This is a genomic window from Saccharothrix sp. NBAS 001 (genome assembly GCF_056640475.1).
The window spans coordinates 2,992,815-3,010,918 of record NZ_CM153251.1 but is presented as its reverse complement, the minus strand read 5'-3'; the positions used below and the strand labels follow the sequence as shown (position 1 = coordinate 3,010,918).

At 74.7% G+C, this 18,104-nt stretch carries 12 protein-coding genes; 7 read left to right on the top strand and 5 right to left on the bottom strand.

Annotated features, from left to right (window positions below):
* Window positions 1-17 precede the first annotated feature (17 nt).
* Both AC0HI0_RS12775 and AC0HI0_RS12770 read left to right on the top strand, forming a co-directional pair.
* Window positions 18-1,526, top strand: a complete 1,509-nt coding sequence (locus AC0HI0_RS12775; RefSeq protein ID WP_480932539.1) for a hypothetical protein — start codon at window positions 18-20, stop codon at window positions 1,524-1,526.
* Window positions 1,523-2,698 carry an FAD-binding protein gene (locus AC0HI0_RS12770; RefSeq protein WP_480932538.1) on the top strand — a complete coding sequence of 392 codons (1,176 nt, stop codon included), beginning with the start codon at window positions 1,523-1,525 and terminating at the stop codon, window positions 2,696-2,698. Before AC0HI0_RS12775 ends, AC0HI0_RS12770 begins: the two co-directional genes overlap by 4 nt.
* 55 nt (window positions 2,699-2,753) lie before the next feature.
* On the opposite strand, the gene sigJ is transcribed toward AC0HI0_RS12770, so the two are convergent.
* Together sigJ and AC0HI0_RS12760 are read right to left on the bottom strand one after the other, a co-directional pair.
* Window positions 2,754-3,629, bottom strand: a complete 876-nt coding sequence (sigJ, locus tag AC0HI0_RS12765; RefSeq protein ID WP_480932537.1) for an RNA polymerase sigma factor SigJ — start codon at window positions 3,627-3,629, stop codon at window positions 2,754-2,756.
* Between the two features lie 78 nt (window positions 3,630-3,707).
* Window positions 3,708-5,615, bottom strand: a complete 1,908-nt coding sequence (locus AC0HI0_RS12760) for a Crp/Fnr family transcriptional regulator (RefSeq protein WP_480932536.1) — start codon at window positions 5,613-5,615, stop codon at window positions 3,708-3,710.
* Between the two features lie 522 nt (window positions 5,616-6,137).
* On the opposite strand from AC0HI0_RS12760, the gene AC0HI0_RS12755 reads away from it, so the two are divergent.
* A complete protein-coding gene (locus AC0HI0_RS12755) occupies window positions 6,138-9,215 on the top strand; it encodes an AfsR/SARP family transcriptional regulator (protein ID WP_480932535.1) in 3,078 nt (1,025 codons plus the stop codon).
* Window positions 9,216-9,374: 159 nt separating this feature from the next.
* Here AC0HI0_RS12755 and AC0HI0_RS12750 read toward each other — a convergent pair whose 3' ends face one another.
* Both AC0HI0_RS12750 and AC0HI0_RS12745 read right to left on the bottom strand, forming a co-directional pair.
* Complete coding sequence (locus tag AC0HI0_RS12750; protein WP_480932534.1) at window positions 9,375-10,184, bottom strand: ABC transporter permease; 810 nt, start codon at window positions 10,182-10,184, stop codon at window positions 9,375-9,377.
* The gene (locus tag AC0HI0_RS12745) at window positions 10,181-11,131 is read right to left on the bottom strand and encodes an ATP-binding cassette domain-containing protein (RefSeq protein WP_480932533.1); all 951 of its coding nucleotides are present in this window, start codon (window positions 11,129-11,131) and stop codon (window positions 10,181-10,183) included. The genes AC0HI0_RS12750 and AC0HI0_RS12745 overlap by 4 nt, the downstream gene beginning before the upstream one ends.
* Before the next feature lie 296 nt (window positions 11,132-11,427).
* Between AC0HI0_RS12745 and AC0HI0_RS12740 the strand changes: the two genes are divergently transcribed.
* The 4 genes from AC0HI0_RS12740 to AC0HI0_RS12725 all read left to right on the top strand — a co-directional run bounded on the left by AC0HI0_RS12740 (window position 11,428) and on the right by AC0HI0_RS12725 (window position 16,666).
* The gene (locus AC0HI0_RS12740; protein ID WP_480932532.1) at window positions 11,428-12,198 is read left to right on the top strand and encodes a VOC family protein; all 771 of its coding nucleotides are present in this window, start codon (window positions 11,428-11,430) and stop codon (window positions 12,196-12,198) included.
* Window positions 12,199-12,507: 309 nt separating this feature from the next.
* Window positions 12,508-13,578 (top strand): long-chain-fatty-acid--protein ligase, encoded by a 1,071-nt coding sequence (locus AC0HI0_RS12735; RefSeq protein ID WP_480932531.1) that lies wholly within the window; start codon window positions 12,508-12,510, stop codon window positions 13,576-13,578.
* Window positions 13,575-14,969: an acyl-CoA reductase gene (locus AC0HI0_RS12730; protein WP_480932530.1), complete on the top strand. Its 1,395-nt coding sequence runs from the start codon at window positions 13,575-13,577 to the stop codon at window positions 14,967-14,969. The genes AC0HI0_RS12735 and AC0HI0_RS12730 overlap by 4 nt, the downstream gene beginning before the upstream one ends.
* An 89-nt stretch (window positions 14,970-15,058) precedes the next feature.
* Window positions 15,059-16,666, top strand: a complete 1,608-nt coding sequence (locus tag AC0HI0_RS12725; protein ID WP_480932529.1) for a methyltransferase — start codon at window positions 15,059-15,061, stop codon at window positions 16,664-16,666.
* 41 nt (window positions 16,667-16,707) lie between these two features.
* Here AC0HI0_RS12725 and AC0HI0_RS12720 read toward each other — a convergent pair whose 3' ends face one another.
* Entirely contained in the window at window positions 16,708-18,102 is a 1,395-nt protein-coding gene (locus AC0HI0_RS12720) for a serine/threonine-protein kinase (protein WP_480932528.1), read from the bottom strand.
* Window positions 18,103-18,104 lie beyond the last annotated feature (2 nt).

Below are 18,104 nucleotides of genomic sequence, written 5' to 3'. Positions count from 1 at the left end.
CCAATAGGGTCTGGGGTGTGCCCATCGCATTCGACACGACCGGCCTCCAACCGCAGGACCCGACCACCTGGCTCGACCCCGTCACCGGCGACCGGGTGAGCCTGCAGTACTTCGACCTGGTCCCGGACCTGCCCGCGGCGTTGGAGGACCTGCCCAGGCTCAGGCACGACCTGGCGGTGATCTACGGCGAGTCGGGTTGCCTGATCGAGGCGCACACGCTGCTGCTCGGCGGGGTGCCGGCGCTGTTCCAGGTGCTCAAGCTGCCCATCCCGAACCAGCAGAGCGGCCAGGTGTTCGTCGCGTCGTTCACCGTGCCGCGCGCCGGGTCGAGCGCGGTGCTGATGACGCAGGCGGTGGAGCGCGGGATGACCGGCGTGCGGGAGGCCGTGCTGGCGGACCGGATCGGCTTCGACCGGTGGCTGATGCCGCACCCGTACGCGCCGGAGGTGAAGGGCCGGCTGCCGTTCCACGCGGGCGACGACCCCCGGTTCGACCAGGAGTTCGCGGAGCACCCGCTGACCCGGGTCCGGGCGTGGGCGCACCACGTGATCCGGACCGGCACCGTGGACCCGCGCTTCGCCGCCCTCCCGCCGTTCCCGGGCCCCGCAGCCCAGCCACCGCCCGTCCAGCCACCACAGGCTCAGCCTCCGGTTGCCCAGCCGCCCGCAGCGGCTCCTCCCGTGCAGCAGCCGCCCGCGCCGCCGCAGCCCGTCCAGCAGCAGCCCGTCCAGCAGCAGCCCGTCCAGCAGCAGCCCGTCCAGCAGCCGCCCGTTCAGCAGCAGCCGGTGCGGCAACAGCCCGTGCCGCAGCCTGCCGTGCCGCAGCAGCCGGTCCAGCAGGCCGGTCCGGGGCCCGCTGTCGGGTCGACCCTGACCACGGTGGTGCCGGGCATCCCGATCGGCGGCTACCTGCCGCTGTGGGTCGGCGCGGAGTGCACGTTCTGGCGGATGCACAACCCGGCCGACGTGCTCGCCCTGCTCGGCCGGGGCCTGCTGGCGCGCAGCCCGCAGGGGGAGAGCCGGTTCCGCGACCTGGTCGCGCTCGACCCGGACTCCTCCAGCATCGTGCTGCTCAACCGCTACCGCTCCGACGACGGCGACATCGCGGCGGGCGTGGCCGAGCTGAGCCGGGTCAGCGGCCAGGAGGCCAGCGACGGGATGAACCAGACCACGCTGGTCGACGCGTTCCAGTGGGTCGGCCAGGTCAGCGCGGCGGCGGCCGAGCGCGGCGAGTGCGTCGCGGTCGAACCCGGTCAGCACGACGGCGAACTCCAGGAGCCTTACGTGCTGCTGGTCGTGCAGGAGTACGAGGGCCGCAAGCTGTCGGTCGTGCAGACCGCGCCCGCGCCGCCCGCCGACCTGCCGATGTGGGAGGGCCGGACGTCGATGAGCGGCCCGGCCACGCCCGAGTCGATCGTGTCCGGCGGCCTGCTCGCGATGTACGCGATGGACACCTGGGGCGTGCACCCGCTGCACCTGTGCCTGACCTTCGCGCCGGTGCCGAACCTGGTGCGCGGCGGCGGGTGATCACGAACTGGGCGGGCACCCTCGCCTTCACCCCGCAGCGGGTCGAGTCGCCGGACTCGGTGGACGCGCTGCGCCGGGTGGTGGCCGGGTCCGCCGCCGTGCGGGTGATCGGCGCGGGGCACTCGTTCAGCCCGCTCGTGGTCACCGACGGCACCCTGGTCCGCCTCGACGCCCTGCCGGACGCGTTCGCGGCGGGTCCGGGCACGGTCCGCGTCGGCGCGGGCGTCCGGCTCGCCGACCTCGCCGTCCGGCTGCACGCCCAAGGGCTCGCGCTGCCCGCGATGCCGTCCCTGCCGCACGTCACGGTGGCGGGCGCGGTCGCCACCGCCACGCACGGCTCCGGCGACGCGGTGGGCCCGCTGTCGGACCTGGTCGAGTCGCTGGACCTGGTCACGGCGGACGGCGGGCGGGCCACGTTGCGCCGGGGCGACCCGGATTTCGCGGGCGCGGTGGTGTCGCTGGGCGAACTGGGCGTGGTGGTGGCGCTGGAACTCGCGGTGGTCCCGACGTTCGACGTCGAGCAGCGGGTCCACGAGGACGTCCCGTTCGCGACCCTGGTGGACCGGTTCGACGAGCTGTTCGCGAGCGCCTGCAGCGTCAGCGCGTTCACCACGTGGCGCGGCGACGCCCGGGTCTGGGTGAAGCGCCGGGTGACGGACCCGCCCGTCGACCTGTCGTGGGCCGGGCGGCCGGCGCGCGAGCCCCGGCACCCGGTGGCCGGTCGGCCCGCCCGGCACTGCACGGCCCAGCTGGGGGAGCGGGGACCGTGGCACGAACGGCTGCCGCACTTCCGCGCCGACTTCACCCCGAGCGTCGGCCGGGAACTGCAGTCCGAGTGGTTCGTGGCGCGCGAACACGCCGCCGAGGCGCTGACGGCCGTCGCCGCGCTCGGCATCGGCGACCTGCTGCTCACCTCCGAGATCCGCACGGTCGCGGCGGACGGGCAGTGGCTGAGCCCGGCCTACCGGCGGCCGAGCGTCGCCGTGCACTTCACCTGGCGGCCGGAGGACGCGGTGCGCGCGGAGGTGGAGCGGGTCGAGGACGCCCTGGCACCGTGGTCGCCCCGCCCGCACCGGGCGAAGCTGCACCACCGGCCGGTCGCGACCCCGGAGCGGTTCGCCGCCCTGCGGGCCCGCCTGGACCCGGCCGGGAAGTTCCGCGCGCTCGCCTGAAGGCCGACGCGCACACCACCCTCCCCGCCCTGGCCGCACCGCCCGGCCTCCGGGATCAGGCGTCGAGGACGGTCAGGTCGAGGTGCCCGAGCCGGGAGGGGTCGGCGAGGATGTCCATCGCCACGATCCGGCCGCCGACGATGGTCAGGCTCATCACCGACATCGGCGTCCCGTCCGGCGCGCCGACCAGCCCCAGCGCGCCGTTGACCAGCGCCGGGCGGGCGTACTGGGAGAGCTTCGCGAACATCAGCGCCCGGCCCGCGACCTCGGGCGCGCCGCGCACCACGGACGCCATGTCGGGCTTGAGCGCGCCGAAGTCGACCCGCAGCACCACGTCCGGGTCCAGCACGGCCAGCAGGGCGTCGAAGTCGCCGCCCCGCGAGGCCGCCAGGAACGCGTCGACCACCTCGCGCTGGCGGCTCAGGTCGTCCGGCACCGGCGCGCCGGTCCGCACCCGCCGCCGCGCCCGGCTGGCGAGCTGGCGCGCGGCGGTCGGGGTGCGGCCGACGATCGGCGCGATCTCGTCGAAGGACACGCCGAACAGGTCGTGCAGCACGAAGGCGAGCCGCTCGGCCGGTTGCAGCGTCTCCAGCACGACCAGCAGGGCGAGCCCGACCGAGTCCGCCACGACCGCCTCGTGCTCGGGGTCGTCGGCACTGGCGATGACCGGGTCGGGCAGGTGCACGTCCAGCGGGTCCTCCCGCCTGGACGTGCGCGACCGCAGCATGTCCAGGCACACCCGGCCGACCACCGTGGTCAGCCAGCCGCCCAGGTTCGCGATGTCGTCGCGCTCGGAGCGCCGCAACCGCAGCCACGCCTCCTGGACCGCGTCCTCGGCCTCGCTCACCGAGCCCAGCATCCGGTAGGCCACGGCCCGCAGGTGGGGCCGGTTGGACTCGAAGCGCTCCGCCAGGAATGTGGTGTCGTCCACGGTGGTCTTCCTCCGATCGCAGTGCCGTCACCCCCCTTGACGGACGGCACCGCCCGGATGTGACCGGAGGGGATCAGATCACGTGAGTCGGGCGAACCTCCGCAGGTGGTCGAGATCCGGAACCAGGACGTCTCGGCGGTAGTGGCTGACCACCACGCCCGCCTTGCGCAGGTCGCTGAACGCCTTCTCGGCGGTGCGCGGCTTCATCCCGGCCATCGAGGCCAGCTCGACCTTGGTCAGCGGGATGCCCAGCGTCCACCCGCCGCGCTCCTCGCGCCCGTAGGAGCCGACCAGCTCGGCCAGCACGCGCGCGACGCGTTCGGCTGCGGTGTGCGACAGGAAGTCCCGGCGGCGCTTGTTGGCCCACCGCAGCTGGTCGTCGATGACGCTGATCAGCTCGACGAACATGTCGTTGCGGCGGTGCAGGAACGCGACCAGCTCGGCGCTGGTGATCAGCTTGGCCACGACGTCGCCGCAGGTCACGACGGTCGCCGAGCGCGGCTTGTGGTCCAGCGCGGCCATCTCGCCGACCAGGTCGCCCGCGACCCGGATGGCCAGCACGGCGGTGTCCCCGGCCTCGTCGGTGACCTGGACCTTCACCACGCCGTCGAGCAGCAGGAAGGCGTGCGTGTCGTGCGCGTCCTGCTCGATCAGCTCGCGGTCGGCGGCGTAGCGCACGACCGTGCCGACGGTCAGCAGCTCCTGCCGGGTGTGGTCGCGCAGCCGCCCGAGCAGGCTGTGCTCGGGCCACTGGGGGTCGGTGGCCAGGCCCGAGCCGGGCGTGAGCAGCCGCGGCGGGTACTGGCGCGGCACCGCGCCCCGGGTCAGCGGGATGGCGGGCTTGGACCGGGCGAGCAGCCGGGCGGCCTCCTCGACCGGCACGTGCACGTCCTCCAGCGCCCGCCGGGCGCCGAACTCGCCGGCCTGGGCCTCGCACGCCCGCAGCTGGCGGGCCAGCAGCCGGGCCGCCGGGTGCGACGTGCCGTGGATCGCGCAGGCCCGGCCGGCCGCGGTGCGCACGGTGTCCAGCGCGCGCCTGGCCTGGGCCGGGGCGCCTTCGACCCGGGCCACCTCCAGCTCGGCGGCGGCCAGGTTGGACTGGGCGACCAGGGCGTTGGGGTGGTCCGGGCCGAGCTTGGCGACCGCGAGGTCGGCCGCGCCGCGCAGGCTGGGCAGCACGAGCTGGGCCTGCGCCGCGGACCGCCGCACGCGGGCCAGCTCGAACTCGGCGGAGGCCAGGTTGGCGCGGGCGACGAGGGACTGCGGGTGGTGCGGGCCCAGCGCGGAGGTCGTCCGGTCGGTGGCTTCGCGCAGGTCGGCCAGCGCTTCGCCGACGCGGTCGGCCCCGCCCTGGTCCCGGGCGATCTGGAACCGCGCGGAGCGGAGGTTGATCAGCACGGTCAGCGTCTGCGGGTGGTCCGCGCCGAGCGTGGCGGTGGTGCGGCGGAGGTCGTCTTCGAGGGTGTCCGGGTCGTCCCCGAGGTCGGCGAGCAGGTCCGGCGAGGCCGGGATGTGCTCGCCCACGGCGGTGGGCATCCGCTCCGCGTGGGCGCGCGCGACGCCGACGCCGATCGCGGCCGCGAGCGGGGCGGCGGCGGGCTCGCCGGACCACTTGCCGCTCTCGGCCAGTACGTGCGTGGTGGCCATGGTGGCGGCACCGCCGGTCCACGGCCCGGCGATGTGCCGGCCGACCAGGTCGGACCGGCCGCGCGCGACCGCGACCAGCGCGCGCTGGTCGCGCACCTTGGCGGCTTCGTCGCTGCCGGGGTCGACCAGGTCGAGCATCGCGTCCAGCAGTTCCTCGCCGGCGTCGGCGGAGCCGATCCGGGTCAGCGCGGCCACGCAGCGCAGCAGCCGGTCGACGTGGCGACGGGCGGTGATGGCGTCGAGCGTGTCGGCCAACTCGACGGCCAGGTGGCGCGCCTCCCGCCGGTCCGGTGCGGATCGGGCCAGGACGGTTTCGAGTTCGACCACTCGGCTGTTCATTCCGGCACTCCAGGTGGCTGGTGGTTTGCATCCGGGGGCATGGGGGCCGAGTCGTACTGCCGGCGTGGAATCGGTCCCCATAGCGCGGATATCGCGGCGTATGACGCTTCGTTAGCCCGACCGGTGACATCGTTACGGTAAGAATGGTCGGACGTTCGTCGGGGGCCGCAATAATGCGGACGTGATCCGTCGTTATTCGTCGTCGGGGTCTGATATGGGCGATCGGGTCGAATGACACGGTCCGCATTGGTAGCGCTCCCACACAGTCTGCCCTGCGGGGCGTCGAACGCCCAGCGTCGTGGACGTCGGCCGGGTCGGGGGAATGGCGAATGGATTCGCCGGCGCTGTCACTGTCCGTGAACCGGGTCGCCGGGAGTCGGGGCCTCCGACCTCTTACCGATAGGTACTCATGAATTCTTCACCTCTTCGACGTGCGTGCATCACCCCTTCTGCCGCTGCGCCCCGTGATCGCCGGCGACCACCCCGACGGGGCATCGCGCGCCCTCGTGGCACAGTTGCCCCATGCGGGTGGGGGTGTTGGGGCCGTTGGCGGTCACCGTCGACGGCGCGCCGGTCGAGATAGGCGGCTCGCGGGTGCGCGCGCTGCTCGTCCGGCTTGCGCTCGGCGCGGGGCGGACGGTCACCGTGGAGGAACTGGCCGACGCGCTCTGGCCGGAGGACAAGCCCGCCGACGAGGTGGGCGCGGTGCGCTCGCTGGTCTCCCGGCTGCGCCGCGCCCTGCCCGACCCGGCCGCGCTGCGCTCGGCGCACGGCGGCTACCTGCTCGACCTCCCGGCGGACGCGGTCGACGCCCACCGGTTCGACCGGCTGGCCCGCGAGGCCCGGCGCGCGCTGGCCGCGGGCGACCACCCGACGGCCCGCCGGCTCGGTCGGGAGGCCCTGGACCTGTGGCGCGGGCCCGCGCTGGCCGACGTCGCGGGCCTGCCGTTCGCGATCGGCCACGTCGCCGGGCTGGACGAGGCCCGGCTGGCCGCGTTCGAGGACGTCGCCGCCGCCGACCTGGCCGCCGGCGACGGGCGGCACCTGGTCGCCGAGCTGACCGACCTGGCCGCCCGGCACCCGCTGCGCGAGCGCCTCCAGGCCCTGCTGCTGCGCGCCCTGTTCGCCGCCGGCCGCCCGGCCGAGGCGCTGGCCGGGTACGAGGAGGTCCGCCGCCGGCTCGCCGACGAGCTGGGCGCGGACCCCGGCCCCGAGCTGCGCGAGACCCACCAGGAGATCCTCCGGGCCGAACCGCCCGACCAGCCCCGCGCGGGCAACCTGCGGATGCCGCTGAGCAGCTTCCTGGGCCGCGTGGGCGACCTGGAGCGGGTCGGCGACCTGCTCGGCCGGCACCGGCTGGTCACCCTGGTCGGCCCCGGCGGCGCGGGCAAGACCCGGCTGGCGACCACCGTCGCGGGCCGGCTGCCGCAGGTGGTGTGGCTGGTCGAGCTGGCCCCGGTGACCGACCAGGGCGACCTCGCGATGGCCGTGCTCGGCGCGCTGGGCCAGCGCGAGCTGCGCACCGTGGAACGGCCGGCGCTGCGGCTGGACACCATGGGCCGGCTGGTGGAGGCGCTGGCCCGCACCGAGGCCGTGATCGTGCTGGACAACTGCGAGCACCTGGTGGACGCCGCCGCCCGGTTCGCCGACGAGCTGCTGGGCCGCTGCCCGCTGCTGCGCGTGCTGGCCACCAGCCGCGAGCCGCTGGGCGTGTTCGGCGAGGCGATCGTCCCGGTGCCGCCGCTGGACGACACCACCGCCGTGCGGCTGCTGGCCGAGCGCGCCGCGACCGTGCGGCCGGGTTTCGAGGTCACCGACGCGAACGCGCCGGCGCTCGCCGAGATCTGCCGCCGGCTCGACGGCCTGCCGCTGGCCATCGAACTGGCCGCCGCCCGGCTGCGGTCGCTCTCGCCCGACCAGCTCGCCGCCCGCCTGGACGACCGGTTCCGGCTGCTCACCGGCGGCAGCCGGACCGCGATGCCGCGCCACCAGACCCTGCGCGCGGTGGTCGCGTGGAGCTGGGACCTGCTCGACGACGCCGAACGCGACTTCGCCGAGCGCCTCGCGGTGTTCCCGGCGGGCATCGACCTGGAGGCCGCCGAGCGCCTGGTCGGCGAGGACGCGTTCGACCTGCTCACCACCCTGGTCGACAAATCGCTGCTGCACCCGGTCGACGGCGGGCGCTACCGGATGCTGGAGACGATCCGCGAGTACGGCCTGGAGCGGCTCGGCGAGCGCGGCGGGATCGGCGCGGCGCGCACCGCCCACGCCGAGTACTACCGCGACCTCGCCGAGATCGCCGAACCGCACATCCGGGGCAAGGAGCAGCTGACCTGGATCACCCGGCTGGACGCCGAGCGGGACAACGTGCTGGCCGCCCTGCACTTCGCGGCCGACCGCGGCGACGCGGACACCGCCGTGCGCATCGCGGCGGCGATGAGCATGTTCTGGACGGTGCGCGGCAACCGCTCGGAGTCGGTGGGCTGGTTCCGGCTGGCGCTGGACGTGCCGGGGGAGGCGCGGCCGGTGGCGCGCGACATCGTGTCGGCGTTCCTGCTGCTCAACAACGTGATCTCGGGCGGCTTCCAGCAGCTCGACGAGCAGGTGCCGCAGATGGTCGAGCTGGCGGCGCGGGCCCGGCCCGACCACCCCGTGCTGGTGCTGCTGGAACCGATGGTCGGGCTGTTCCTGGACCGGACCGAGGAGACGCTGGCGGCGATCGACGCCCGGCTGGACAACCCGGACCCGTGGACCCGGGCGATGCTGTGGGCGGTGCGCGGCGCGGTGCGCGAGAACACCGGCGACATGGCGGGCGCGCGCGAGGACATCGAGGTGGCGATCACCGGCTTCCGCGAGGTCGGCGACCGCTTCGGCCTGGCCCAGGCGCTGACCGGGCTGGCCGAGGCGCGGCTGGCGTTCGGCGACGCCGAGGGCTCGGAGGAGGCGTTGACGGAATCGCTGCGGATGGTCCGCGAACTCGACCCCGAGGACGACGCCACGCACGAACGCATCCAGCTCGCGTGGGCCCGCGCGCTGCGCGGCGACCTGGCGGGGGCCAAGGCCGAGGCGCTGCTGCTCACCCGGCCGTCACCGGGCCCGTGGTCGGCGCGCGGCGCGGCGTTCGCGCGGGTGATGCTGGGTGACGTGGCCCGCTACGAGGACGACCTGGCGGAGGCCGCCCGGCAGTACGAGACGGCGTCGGTGCTGCTGGCCGAGGCGCCGTTCGTGATCCCGCAGTTCATGGCGCTGATGCGGGCCGCGCAGGCCCAGCTGGCGGTGGCCCGGGGCGAACCGGCCCGGGAGCTGGTCCGCGAGGGCGCGGTGCTGGCCCGGGGCTCGCAGGACATGCCGGTGCTCGCGCGGGTGACGGTGGCCGGGGCGGCGGTGCTGTCCGCCGAGGGCGACTCGACCGGGGCGGCCAGGATGCTCGGCGCGGCCGAACGGCTGCGCGGCGCGCCGGACGGGCTGCACCCGGACGTGGTGCGGCTGTCCGGGAACCTGCGCGCGGACCTCGGCGACGCCGCGTTCGACCTGGCCTACGCCTCCGGCCGGGCACTGTCCCGCGAGGACGCGCTCGCGCTGTCCCAGCTGCCCGACTGACCGCCCGCGCGCCGGCGGACGCGTCCGATGTGGAGCGGCCGCGTCGATCCGTGGTGCCCGGGAAGGCACCGGCCGGGGTCCGTGTCCGATGTGGAGCGCGGTGCCCGGACGCGTCCGAGCCGGCCTCCCCCCGGAAGGCCGGCGCGGACGCGACGACGGTCAGGCGCGGCGGCGGTACGCGCGGACCGCGAGCGGGGCGAACACGGCCACGAACCCGGCCGACCACACCAGCGTCCACCACACCGGGCCGGCCGTCGGGCCGCCGATCATCAGGCCGCGCGCCGCGTCCATCACGTGCGTGACCGGGTTGACCTCCACCCACGACTTGAGCCACGACGGCAGCGTGCTGGTCGGCGCGATCATGCTGGTGCCGAAGGTCAGCGGGAACAGCACCAGGAACGCGATGCCCTGCACCGCCCCCGGCTCCCGGACCAGCATCCCGACCAGGACGAACGCCCAGCTCAGGCTGAACGCGAACAGGATCACCAGCAGGCACGCGGCCAGCGCCGGCAGGAACCCGGTCTCCACCCGGAACCCGATGACCGTGCCGAACACCAGCAGCGACACCACCGCGACCACGTACCGGATCAGGTCGCCCAGCACCGACCCGATCAGCGGCGCGGAGCGCCCGATCGGCAGGCTCCGGAACCGGTCGAACACGCCCTTGCCGATGTCGGTGTTGAGGTTCACGCCGGTCGCCATGCCGCCGAACAGCGTGGTCTGCACCATGATCGCGGGCAGCAGCGTCTGGAGGTAGTCGTGCGTGGAGCCCGCCACCGCGCCACCCAGCAGGTACACGAACATCACCACGAAGATGATGGGTTGCAGGGTCACGTCGAGCAGCTGCTCGGGCGTGCGCATGGTCTTGATCAGGCTCCGCTTGGCCAGCGCCAGGCTGTGCCGGGCCAGCCCGAACGGCCGGTGCTCGATCCGCGCCGGGACCGCCTGTCGTTGCGCGGTCAGCGTCATGCCGCGGCCTCCTCTTCGGTGTGGCGCCCGGTGAGCGCGAAGAAAACCTCGTCCAGGCTCGGCAGCCGCAGCGACAGCTCGGTCACCGAGATCCCCAGCACGTCCAGCCGCTTGACCACCTCGGTGAAGGCGGCGTCGCCGTCCACCGGCACGGTCACCACGCCCCGGCTGGGCGATTCCGGCTGGTGCCCGGACACCGCGGCCAGCACGGCGGCGGCGTCGGCGAGCCGGTCGGGGTCGGCCGGGCGGACCAGGATCGTCTGGCCGCCGACCACGCCCTTGAGCGACGCCGGCGTGCCGTGCGCGATGACCTTGCCGTGGTCGATCACCGAGATCTCGTCGGCCAGCGCGTCGGCCTCCTCCAGGTACTGGGTGGTCAGCAGCACGGTCGCGCCGTCGGCGACCAGCGTGCGCACCACGTTCCAGATGTCGTCGCGCTTGGCCGGGTCCAGGCCCGTGGTGGGCTCGTCCAGGTAGATCACGTCCGGCCGGCCGACCAGGCTCGCGGCCAGGTCCAGCCGCCTCCGCATCCCGCCGGAGTAGGTCTTGGCGGGCCGCCCGGCGGCGTCGGTCAGGTCGAAGTCGGCGAGCAGCTCGGCGGCCCGCGCCTTGGCCTCGGCGGTGCGCAGGTTGAGCAGCTGCCCGATCAGCACCAGGTTCTGGGTGCCGGTCAGGTCTTCGTCCACCGAGGCGTACTGACCGGTCAGCCCGATCATCCGGCGGACCTGCGCGGCGTTCTTGACCACGTCGAGCCCGCCGACGGCGGCCCGGCCCCCGTCCGGACGCAGCAGCGTCGCGAGGATCCGGACCGCCGTCGTCTTGCCCGCCCCGTTGGGCCCCAGCACCCCCAGGACCGTGCCCGTCCGGGCGGCCAAGTCGATCCCGGCCAGCGCGGTGGTCTTGCCGTACCGCTTGACCAGGCCCTCCGCCTCGAAGGCGTAGTTCATCTCTCCTCCACGTCATCTCGTCGTGGCAGAGCTTGCGCGGCGGGCATGTCATCGGGCGGGCAGGAGCATGTCAAGCCCCCGTGCGGCGTTGCCCGCTCGCCGGCACGTCCCGCCCGGCGGCGCCGGGCCCCGGGGTCCACAGTGGATGCCCGCGACCCGGTCGGGCCAGGTCACCCCGGCCGGCCGGCCGGTCGCGCCCGTCCGGGAGGTCCACATCGGCCGGATGCCGGGTGTCCCCGGAGCCCGCCGGCACTACCGTGGTGCCCGCCCGGAACCTCTCGCAGAGAAGGTGAATCGTGCTCACCACCAACTACACCCCCGGCGTGCCCAACTGGATCGACCTCGGCAGTCCCGACATCGACGGGACGGTCGCCTTCTACACCGGGGTGTTCGGCTGGGACTTCCTGTCCCTGGGGCCGGACGCCGGCGGCTACGGCTTCTTCCAGCACGGCGGGAAGACCGTCGCCGCGCTCGGCCCGCTGGCCGACGAGGGCGCCTCGTCGGCCTGGACGGTCTACTTCCAGACCCCGGACGCGGACGCCACCGCGCGCGCCGTGGCCGAGGCGGGCGGCAAGGTGCGGGTGGACCCGTTCGACGTGTTCACCAACGGCCGGATGGCCCAGCTGACCGACCCCGGCGAGGCCGAGTTCGCCATCTGGCAGCCCGGCGACACCGACGGCCTGGACCTGGTCACCGAGCCCGGCTCGCTGAGCTGGGTCGAGTTGCAGAGCCCGGACGTCGACGCGGCGCGGGCGTTCTACCGCGACGTGCTCGGCTGGACCTCGGCCGACGTGCCGGTCGGGGACGGCCAGTACACCGTGTTCAGCCCGGCGGGCGGCGGCGCGGGCAGCGAGATCGCCGGCGTGGCCGAGGTGCCGGAGGGGCACCCGCCGCACTGGCTGCCCTACTTCGAGGTCACCGACGTCGACGCGGCGGCGGCGAAGGCGGCCGACCTGGGCGGCACGGTCGTGCTGCCGGCGGTCGACCTGCCGGGCGTGGGCCGGCTGGCGTGGCTGGCCGACCAGCACAGCGCCAAGTTCGCGGTCATCACCAGCGAACCGGCCTGACCGGACGGCCGGGGACCCGCCGCCGGGGTCCCCGGGCGACCGGCGGGGCGCGGGATCCCGCGCCCGGCCCACGGCGTTGCTCCGAGCGGCGATCCGAGACACGCTCACTACTCTGCGTGTCCGCAATTCCAGGGTAGTGCGTTCAGGGGAAGTTTCTTGGTGGTCGAGACCACGCGTTGCTAGCGTGCCGACGTCGCTGCCCGGCCGGGATGGACACCAGGGTGCCGTGGCCCCCACTGGGGAGGTGCCACCGCCCTCTCCCCGACGTGTCCCGTCGGGGTGCTCTCGACCACCGCATGGAGGCAGTCGATGACCGTTGCGCACGACGACCCGCACGTGACCAGGCTGTTCGAGCAGATGGCCGCCCTGGTCACCGACGAGGTCGGCGACCCGGCGGCGATCCACGAGCAGCTCACCGAACTGGCCGCGGCGAACGCGCCGGACGTGGCGCGGTACTGGAAGCAGGTCGGCACCGGGGTGGGGGTGCCCGACACCGCGTACAAGGACGGCGGGCCGCACCTGTTCCCGGACGAGCCGCCGGTGCGGGTGTTCCGGACCAGCGGGACCACCGGGACCGTCCGGGGCACCGTCCGCTACTCCCGGCTGGGCCTCGCGCTCAAGGGCCTGACCGTGAAGGCCACCGCCCGCCGCCACCTGGTGGTCGACGGGGTCAGACCGGTGGTGGTCCGGTTCGCGCCGACCGAGCGGGCCGCGCCGGACATGGCGATCGCGTTCGACATGGCCCGCATCCAGGAGGAGTGCGGCGACCCGGAGCTGAGCACGGCGGTGCTGGGCCCGTCCGGCGTGGACTACCCGCTGCTGGCCCGGACGCTGGACGCGGCCGTCGCCGAGGGCCGGCCGGTGGTGCTGATCGGCGCGACCTTCGCCTTCGTCAACATCTGCGACCGGCTGGAGGCCGAGGGCCGGCGCTGGCAGCTGCCGGCCGGTTCCGGGCTCTACGACGGCGGCGGGTTCAAGGGCCGGTCCCGGGTGGTGTCGGTGGCCGACCTGCGCGCGGCCGGCCGCCGGGTGTTCGGCGTCGAGCGCTTCGGCAACATCTTCGGCATGACGGAGCTGGCCAACCAGCACTTCGACGCGGCCGACGTGCCGGTGGGGCCGCTGGGGGAGCGGCCCAAGGCGTGGCGGCTGGTCGGCGGGCCCAGGGTGCGCGATCCGCGCACCCGCGAGTACCGCGCGGACGGGCCCGGACTGCTGGAGATCACCGACCTGTCGCTGCTCGACCGCCCGCACGTGCTGCTGACCGGCGACCTCGGCATCGCCACGGCCGACGGCGTGGCGATCGCCGGGCGCGTCGCCGGCAGCACCAGCCGGGGTTGCTCGCTGTCGCTGGACGAGATGACCTCGGGAGTGCCGCGATGAGCGTGTCCTGGATCCCCGAGCACGTCACCGGCCCGACCGAGCCGTTCACCCTGACGTCCGGACCGCACGAGTGGCCCGGCCTGCGCCCCACCGACTGGGCCGCCGCCGGCGACGACCTGCGCCGGGCGCACGAACGCCTGCGCGAACTGCCCGTGCGCCGGATCGTCGACGCGATCGACGCCGCCGCCGGGCGCTGGGCCGACCGCGGCTTCCCGCAGCGGCGCGCGGCGGTGGCCGCCGCGACCGCGGTGACCGGGATGTCCGCCGAGACCGTGGACCGCGCGCTGGACGTCGAGGTGGGCAACCTGCGCGCCCCGTCGCTGATCGCCGCCCTGGAGCGGGAGCTGGGCGACCCCGAGGTGCTCGACGGCTTCCGGGGCGGCACCACCGCCATCGGCCCGCGCGTGGTGCTCGCGGTGTTCTCCGGCAACGTGCCCGGCCTGCCCGCCCGGTCCCTGGTGCGCGCGCTGCTGGTCAAGGCCGCGGTGATCGCGAAGATCCCGGCCAAGGAACCGAACTTCACCGCCGCGTTCGTGCGCACCCTGCACGACGTGGAGCCGGTCCTGGCCGACGCCGTGCTGGCGACCTACTGGAGCCGTGAGGACGACGTCACGATGACCGCCGCGCTGGAGCAGGCCGACGCCGTCGTCGCCTACGGCAGCGACCAGGCGTGCGCGGCGATCCGGGCGAAGGTCGCGCCGCACCAGATCTACGAGGAGCACGGCCACAAGCTGTCCTTCGGCGTGATCGGCGAGGAGTACTTCCGGCTGCACGGCCCGGTCGAGGTGGCCCGCCGGATCGCCGCCGACTGCAGCGACTTCGACCAGCACGCCTGCCTCTCGCCGCAGGTGTACCTGGTGGCGGCGGCGCACGCCCGCGCGGTCGCCGAGCACGTGGCGCACGCCATGCGCCGCGCCGCCGCCGACTGTCCACCCGGCACGGTCGGCGACCAGGACGCGACCGCGCTGCAGCACCGCAGGCTGGTCGCCGAGTGGCGGGCGGCCGGCACGCCGTCGAGCGAGGTGTGGGCGGCCGACGGTCTGGAGTGGACGGTCGTGCTGGACGACGAGCTGCTGCCGCTCAGCGGCGCGGGCAACCGGGTGGCGCGGATCGTCGCGGTGCCCGACGTGGCCGCCGCGGTGGACGTGATGCGGCCTTATGCCCGGTACCTCCAGAACGTCGGATTGGGTGCGGTGGGCGAGGAATTCCGGTACGCCGCCGGGGAACTGGCCCGCCTCGGCGCGAGCCGGCTGGCCGAGCCGGGCAGCATGAGTCGAGCCGGCATGGAATGGCGGCACGACGGCCGGCCGCGCATCGCGGGACTGCTGCGCTGGTGCGACGTCGAGCGCGGCGACTGGTCCACCGCGCCCTCGGCGGGCGTCGTACGCTGACCCCGCAATCGCGCCGGGGATTCCGGTCGCGGACGGGTCCCCGCCCGGCACGGGCGGGGACCCGGTCATCGCTGGGGGAAGGGACGAGAATGTCCACATCGGGCACCGGCGCGCGGTTCGCGCTGGGAGAGCGGGACATCCGCCGGATCGCGGAGACCGCTCAGTTCATCCGGGCGACCTCGACCGGGGACGCGCTGGAGGCCGTCGTGCCGGGCACGGACCTGGCTCGCCACCTCGATTTCGCGCACGGCGCCTTACTCGTCGCGGCTCCGTCCGCCGAGGACGTGTCGGCGGCGCTGCCGGCGCTGGGCGTGACGCCGCGCGAGCCGGGGCCCAGCGTCGTGGTGCGCGACCGGTTGGCGCGCAGGCTCGGCCGTGCCGACCTCGACGTGCGGATCGTGCGCGGCGAGGTCGGCACGGGGTCGCGCGAGCTGGAGTTGTTCGTGCTGTGCGGTGATTTCCCTGAGGTGGCGGGCGACGAGGACGAGTCGCACCTGGCGTTCCGGGCGCTCAGCGACGACGACGTGGTGCTGCGCGGGGTGTACGAGTCGCTGGTCGACGCCGGGCTGGTCGCGGACGGCGGCGGGTACAACAAGCACGAGGACGTGACGGTCCTGTACTTCCGCGGCGGGCGCCGGATGGAGCTGACCGCGCCGGGGCAGCGGGAGGCGTTGCTGCGCCGCCACCTCGGTCGGCCGGACCAGGCCAAGCGGGACATGCTCAACCTGATGAGCGGCGCGTGGCGGACCCGGTCGCTGGCGGTGGCGGCCGAACTGGGCGTCGCGGACCTGATGGCGGACCGGCCGCGCACGACCGCCGAACTCGCGGCGGAAACCGGGTCGGTGCCGGACAACCTGCGGCGGGTGCTGCGGTTCCTGGCCGCGCTCGGGGTGTTCGACGTCGACGGCGACTCGTGGTCGCTGACGCCGTTGGGCGCGATGCTGCGCAGCGACGTCGACGGGTCGCAGCGCGACCTGGCCCGCTTGTACGGCGGGATGTTCTACCGCTCGTTCAGCGCGCTGGAGCACACCGTGCGGACGGGGGAGTCGGCGTTCACGCACGTGTTCGGCGCGGACCCGTTCGACCACTTCGCGGCGAACCCGGCGGACGCGCGGCTGTTCGAGACCGCGATGGCCTCCGCCACGGCGTTCCTCAAGATCGTGCCGGCGGCGCTGGACCTGCCCGCCGAGGGGACCGTGGTCGACGTGGCGGGCGGTGACGGGCACCTGCTGGGGTTCGTGCTCCAGGCGGTGCCGGGGCTGCGCGGCGTGCTGTTCGACCGGCCGCACGTGATGGACTCGGCGCGGGCGGTGCTCGCCGGCTACGGCTGCGGCGAGCGGGTCGGCCTGGTGCCGGGGGACTTCTTCGTCGACCGGGTGCCCTCGGGCGGTGCGGTGTACCTGCTGTCGCGGATCCTGCACGACTGGGACGACGAGCGGTGCGCGGTGATCCTGGCCAACGTCCGGGCGGCGGCCGAGCCGGGCACGCCGCTGGTGATCGTGGAGCGGCCGATCCCGGAATCGCACCTCGAACTGCTGCCGCTGGCGTGGGACGTGCACATGATGGTCAACAACGTCCACGGCCGCGAGCGGACCCTGGGGGAGTACCGACAACTGTTGTGCGCCAACGGGTTCGAGCTGGAGGAGAGCCGGCCGCTGCCGTTGGACATGGCGGTCCTGGTGGCCCGCGCGGTCTGACCTTTTATTCTCTTAATGATTTCAGTGTGGAATAAAAACAACTAGTTGTCGTCCTCGGTCCGCTCACTGGCGAGCACCTCGTCCGAGACGATGAGCAGCCCCTCGTCCGCCCGCACGACGCCGTGCCGGTGCGTCTCGGTGACCCGCTGGTCGCCGGTGGTGTACTCGACGGTCACGGTGACCGCGGTCCCGTCGGCCTCCGGCGGCCCGGTGACCTTGAGCCGGTCGACGTCCTTCCAGAACCGGCGGTACTCCGACCGGCCGCCGGTCCGCAGGTCCGGGCCGAGCAGGTCCCACGCCTTGTCGCTGTGCTTGGGGAGCAGGTCGTAGTACTCGGCCACGACCCGTTCCAGCTCCTGCGGCGGCACCGGCGGCTCGGTGGTGGTCGTCGGGTCCTCAGCGGTCGTGGTCGTCGTGGGCCCCGCCGTCGACGAACCCGCCGGCGAGGCGGCCGGGTCCTCGGGGGCGAGCAGCACGGCGGCCAGCGCCGCCAGGCCGACCACGGTGACGGCGGCGATCGCGATGGCGAGCGGTCTCCGCCCGCGCGGCGGGGCCGCGCCGACCCGGGTCGGCGGCTGGTCGAGGTGCCGCGTGGCGTGGCGCTGCGGGACCGGCGGCCCGGCGGTGTCGGCGGACCCGTCGGGGGAGCGGAGCCGTTGGGCGGCCTGCGCCATGGTCGGCCGGGCCTCGGGTTCGGTGCGCAGCATCTCCAGCAGCACGTCGGTGAGCGCTCCGGCCCGCGTCGGCGGCCGGAACCGGCCGGAGGCCACGGTGTGCAGCAGGGCGATCGCGTTGTCGTCGTCGCCGAACGGCGGCGTGCCCTCGACCGCCGCGTACAGCGTCGCGCCGAGCGAGAAGACGTCGGAGGCCGGTCCGGGCCGGTCGCCGCGGGCGGCCTCCGGGGACAGGAACGCGGGCGTGCCGGCGAGCAGGCCGGTCCGGGTGACCTTCACGTCGTCGGCGGCGCGGGCGATGCCGAAGTCGGTGATCTTCGCGGTGCCGTCGTCGGCGAGCAGCACGTTGCCGGGTTTGACGTCCCGGTGGACCACGCCGACCTCGTGCGCGGCGGCCAGGGCGGCGGCGATCTGCGCCCCGACCCGCCGGACCAGGTCGGGCGGCAGGGTGCCGTGCTCGGCGAGGGTGCGGGCCGCGACGTACTCCATGACCAGGACCGGCCGGCCGTGCTCCTCGACCACGTCGTGCACGGTGACCGCGTTGGGGTGCCGGACGCGGGCCGCGACGCGGGCTTCGCGGGTGGCGCGCCGGACGGTCTCGGCGTCGTGCGCGGAGTCGCCGTCGGTGGCCGGGCGGAGTTCCTTGAGGGCCACGACCCGGTCGAGCCGTTCGTCATGGGCTGCCCAGACGATGCCCATCGCGCCGGCGCCGATGCGCCTGGTGGTGCGGTAGCGGCCGGCGATCAGGCGTCCCTCGGTCACCG

What these genes read in the sequence shown, in the direction of transcription:
- AC0HI0_RS12730 (WP_480932530.1), top strand. Translation starts at nt 13,575, where the DNA reads ATGAGCGTGTCCTGGATCCCCGAGCACGTCACCGGCCCGACCGAGCCG.
- AC0HI0_RS12735 (WP_480932531.1), top strand. Translation starts at nt 12,508, where the DNA reads ATGACCGTTGCGCACGACGACCCGCACGTGACCAGGCTGTTCGAGCAG.
- AC0HI0_RS12745 (WP_480932533.1), bottom strand. Translation starts at nt 11,131, where the DNA reads ATGAACTACGCCTTCGAGGCGGAGGGCCTGGTCAAGCGGTACGGCAAG.
- AC0HI0_RS12760 (WP_480932536.1), bottom strand. Translation starts at nt 5,615, where the DNA reads ATGAACAGCCGAGTGGTCGAACTCGAAACCGTCCTGGCCCGATCCGCA.
- AC0HI0_RS12755 (WP_480932535.1), top strand. Translation starts at nt 6,138, where the DNA reads ATGCGGGTGGGGGTGTTGGGGCCGTTGGCGGTCACCGTCGACGGCGCG.
- AC0HI0_RS12725 (WP_480932529.1), top strand. Translation starts at nt 15,059, where the DNA reads ATGTCCACATCGGGCACCGGCGCGCGGTTCGCGCTGGGAGAGCGGGAC.
- AC0HI0_RS12750 (WP_480932534.1), bottom strand. Translation starts at nt 10,184, where the DNA reads ATGACGCTGACCGCGCAACGACAGGCGGTCCCGGCGCGGATCGAGCAC.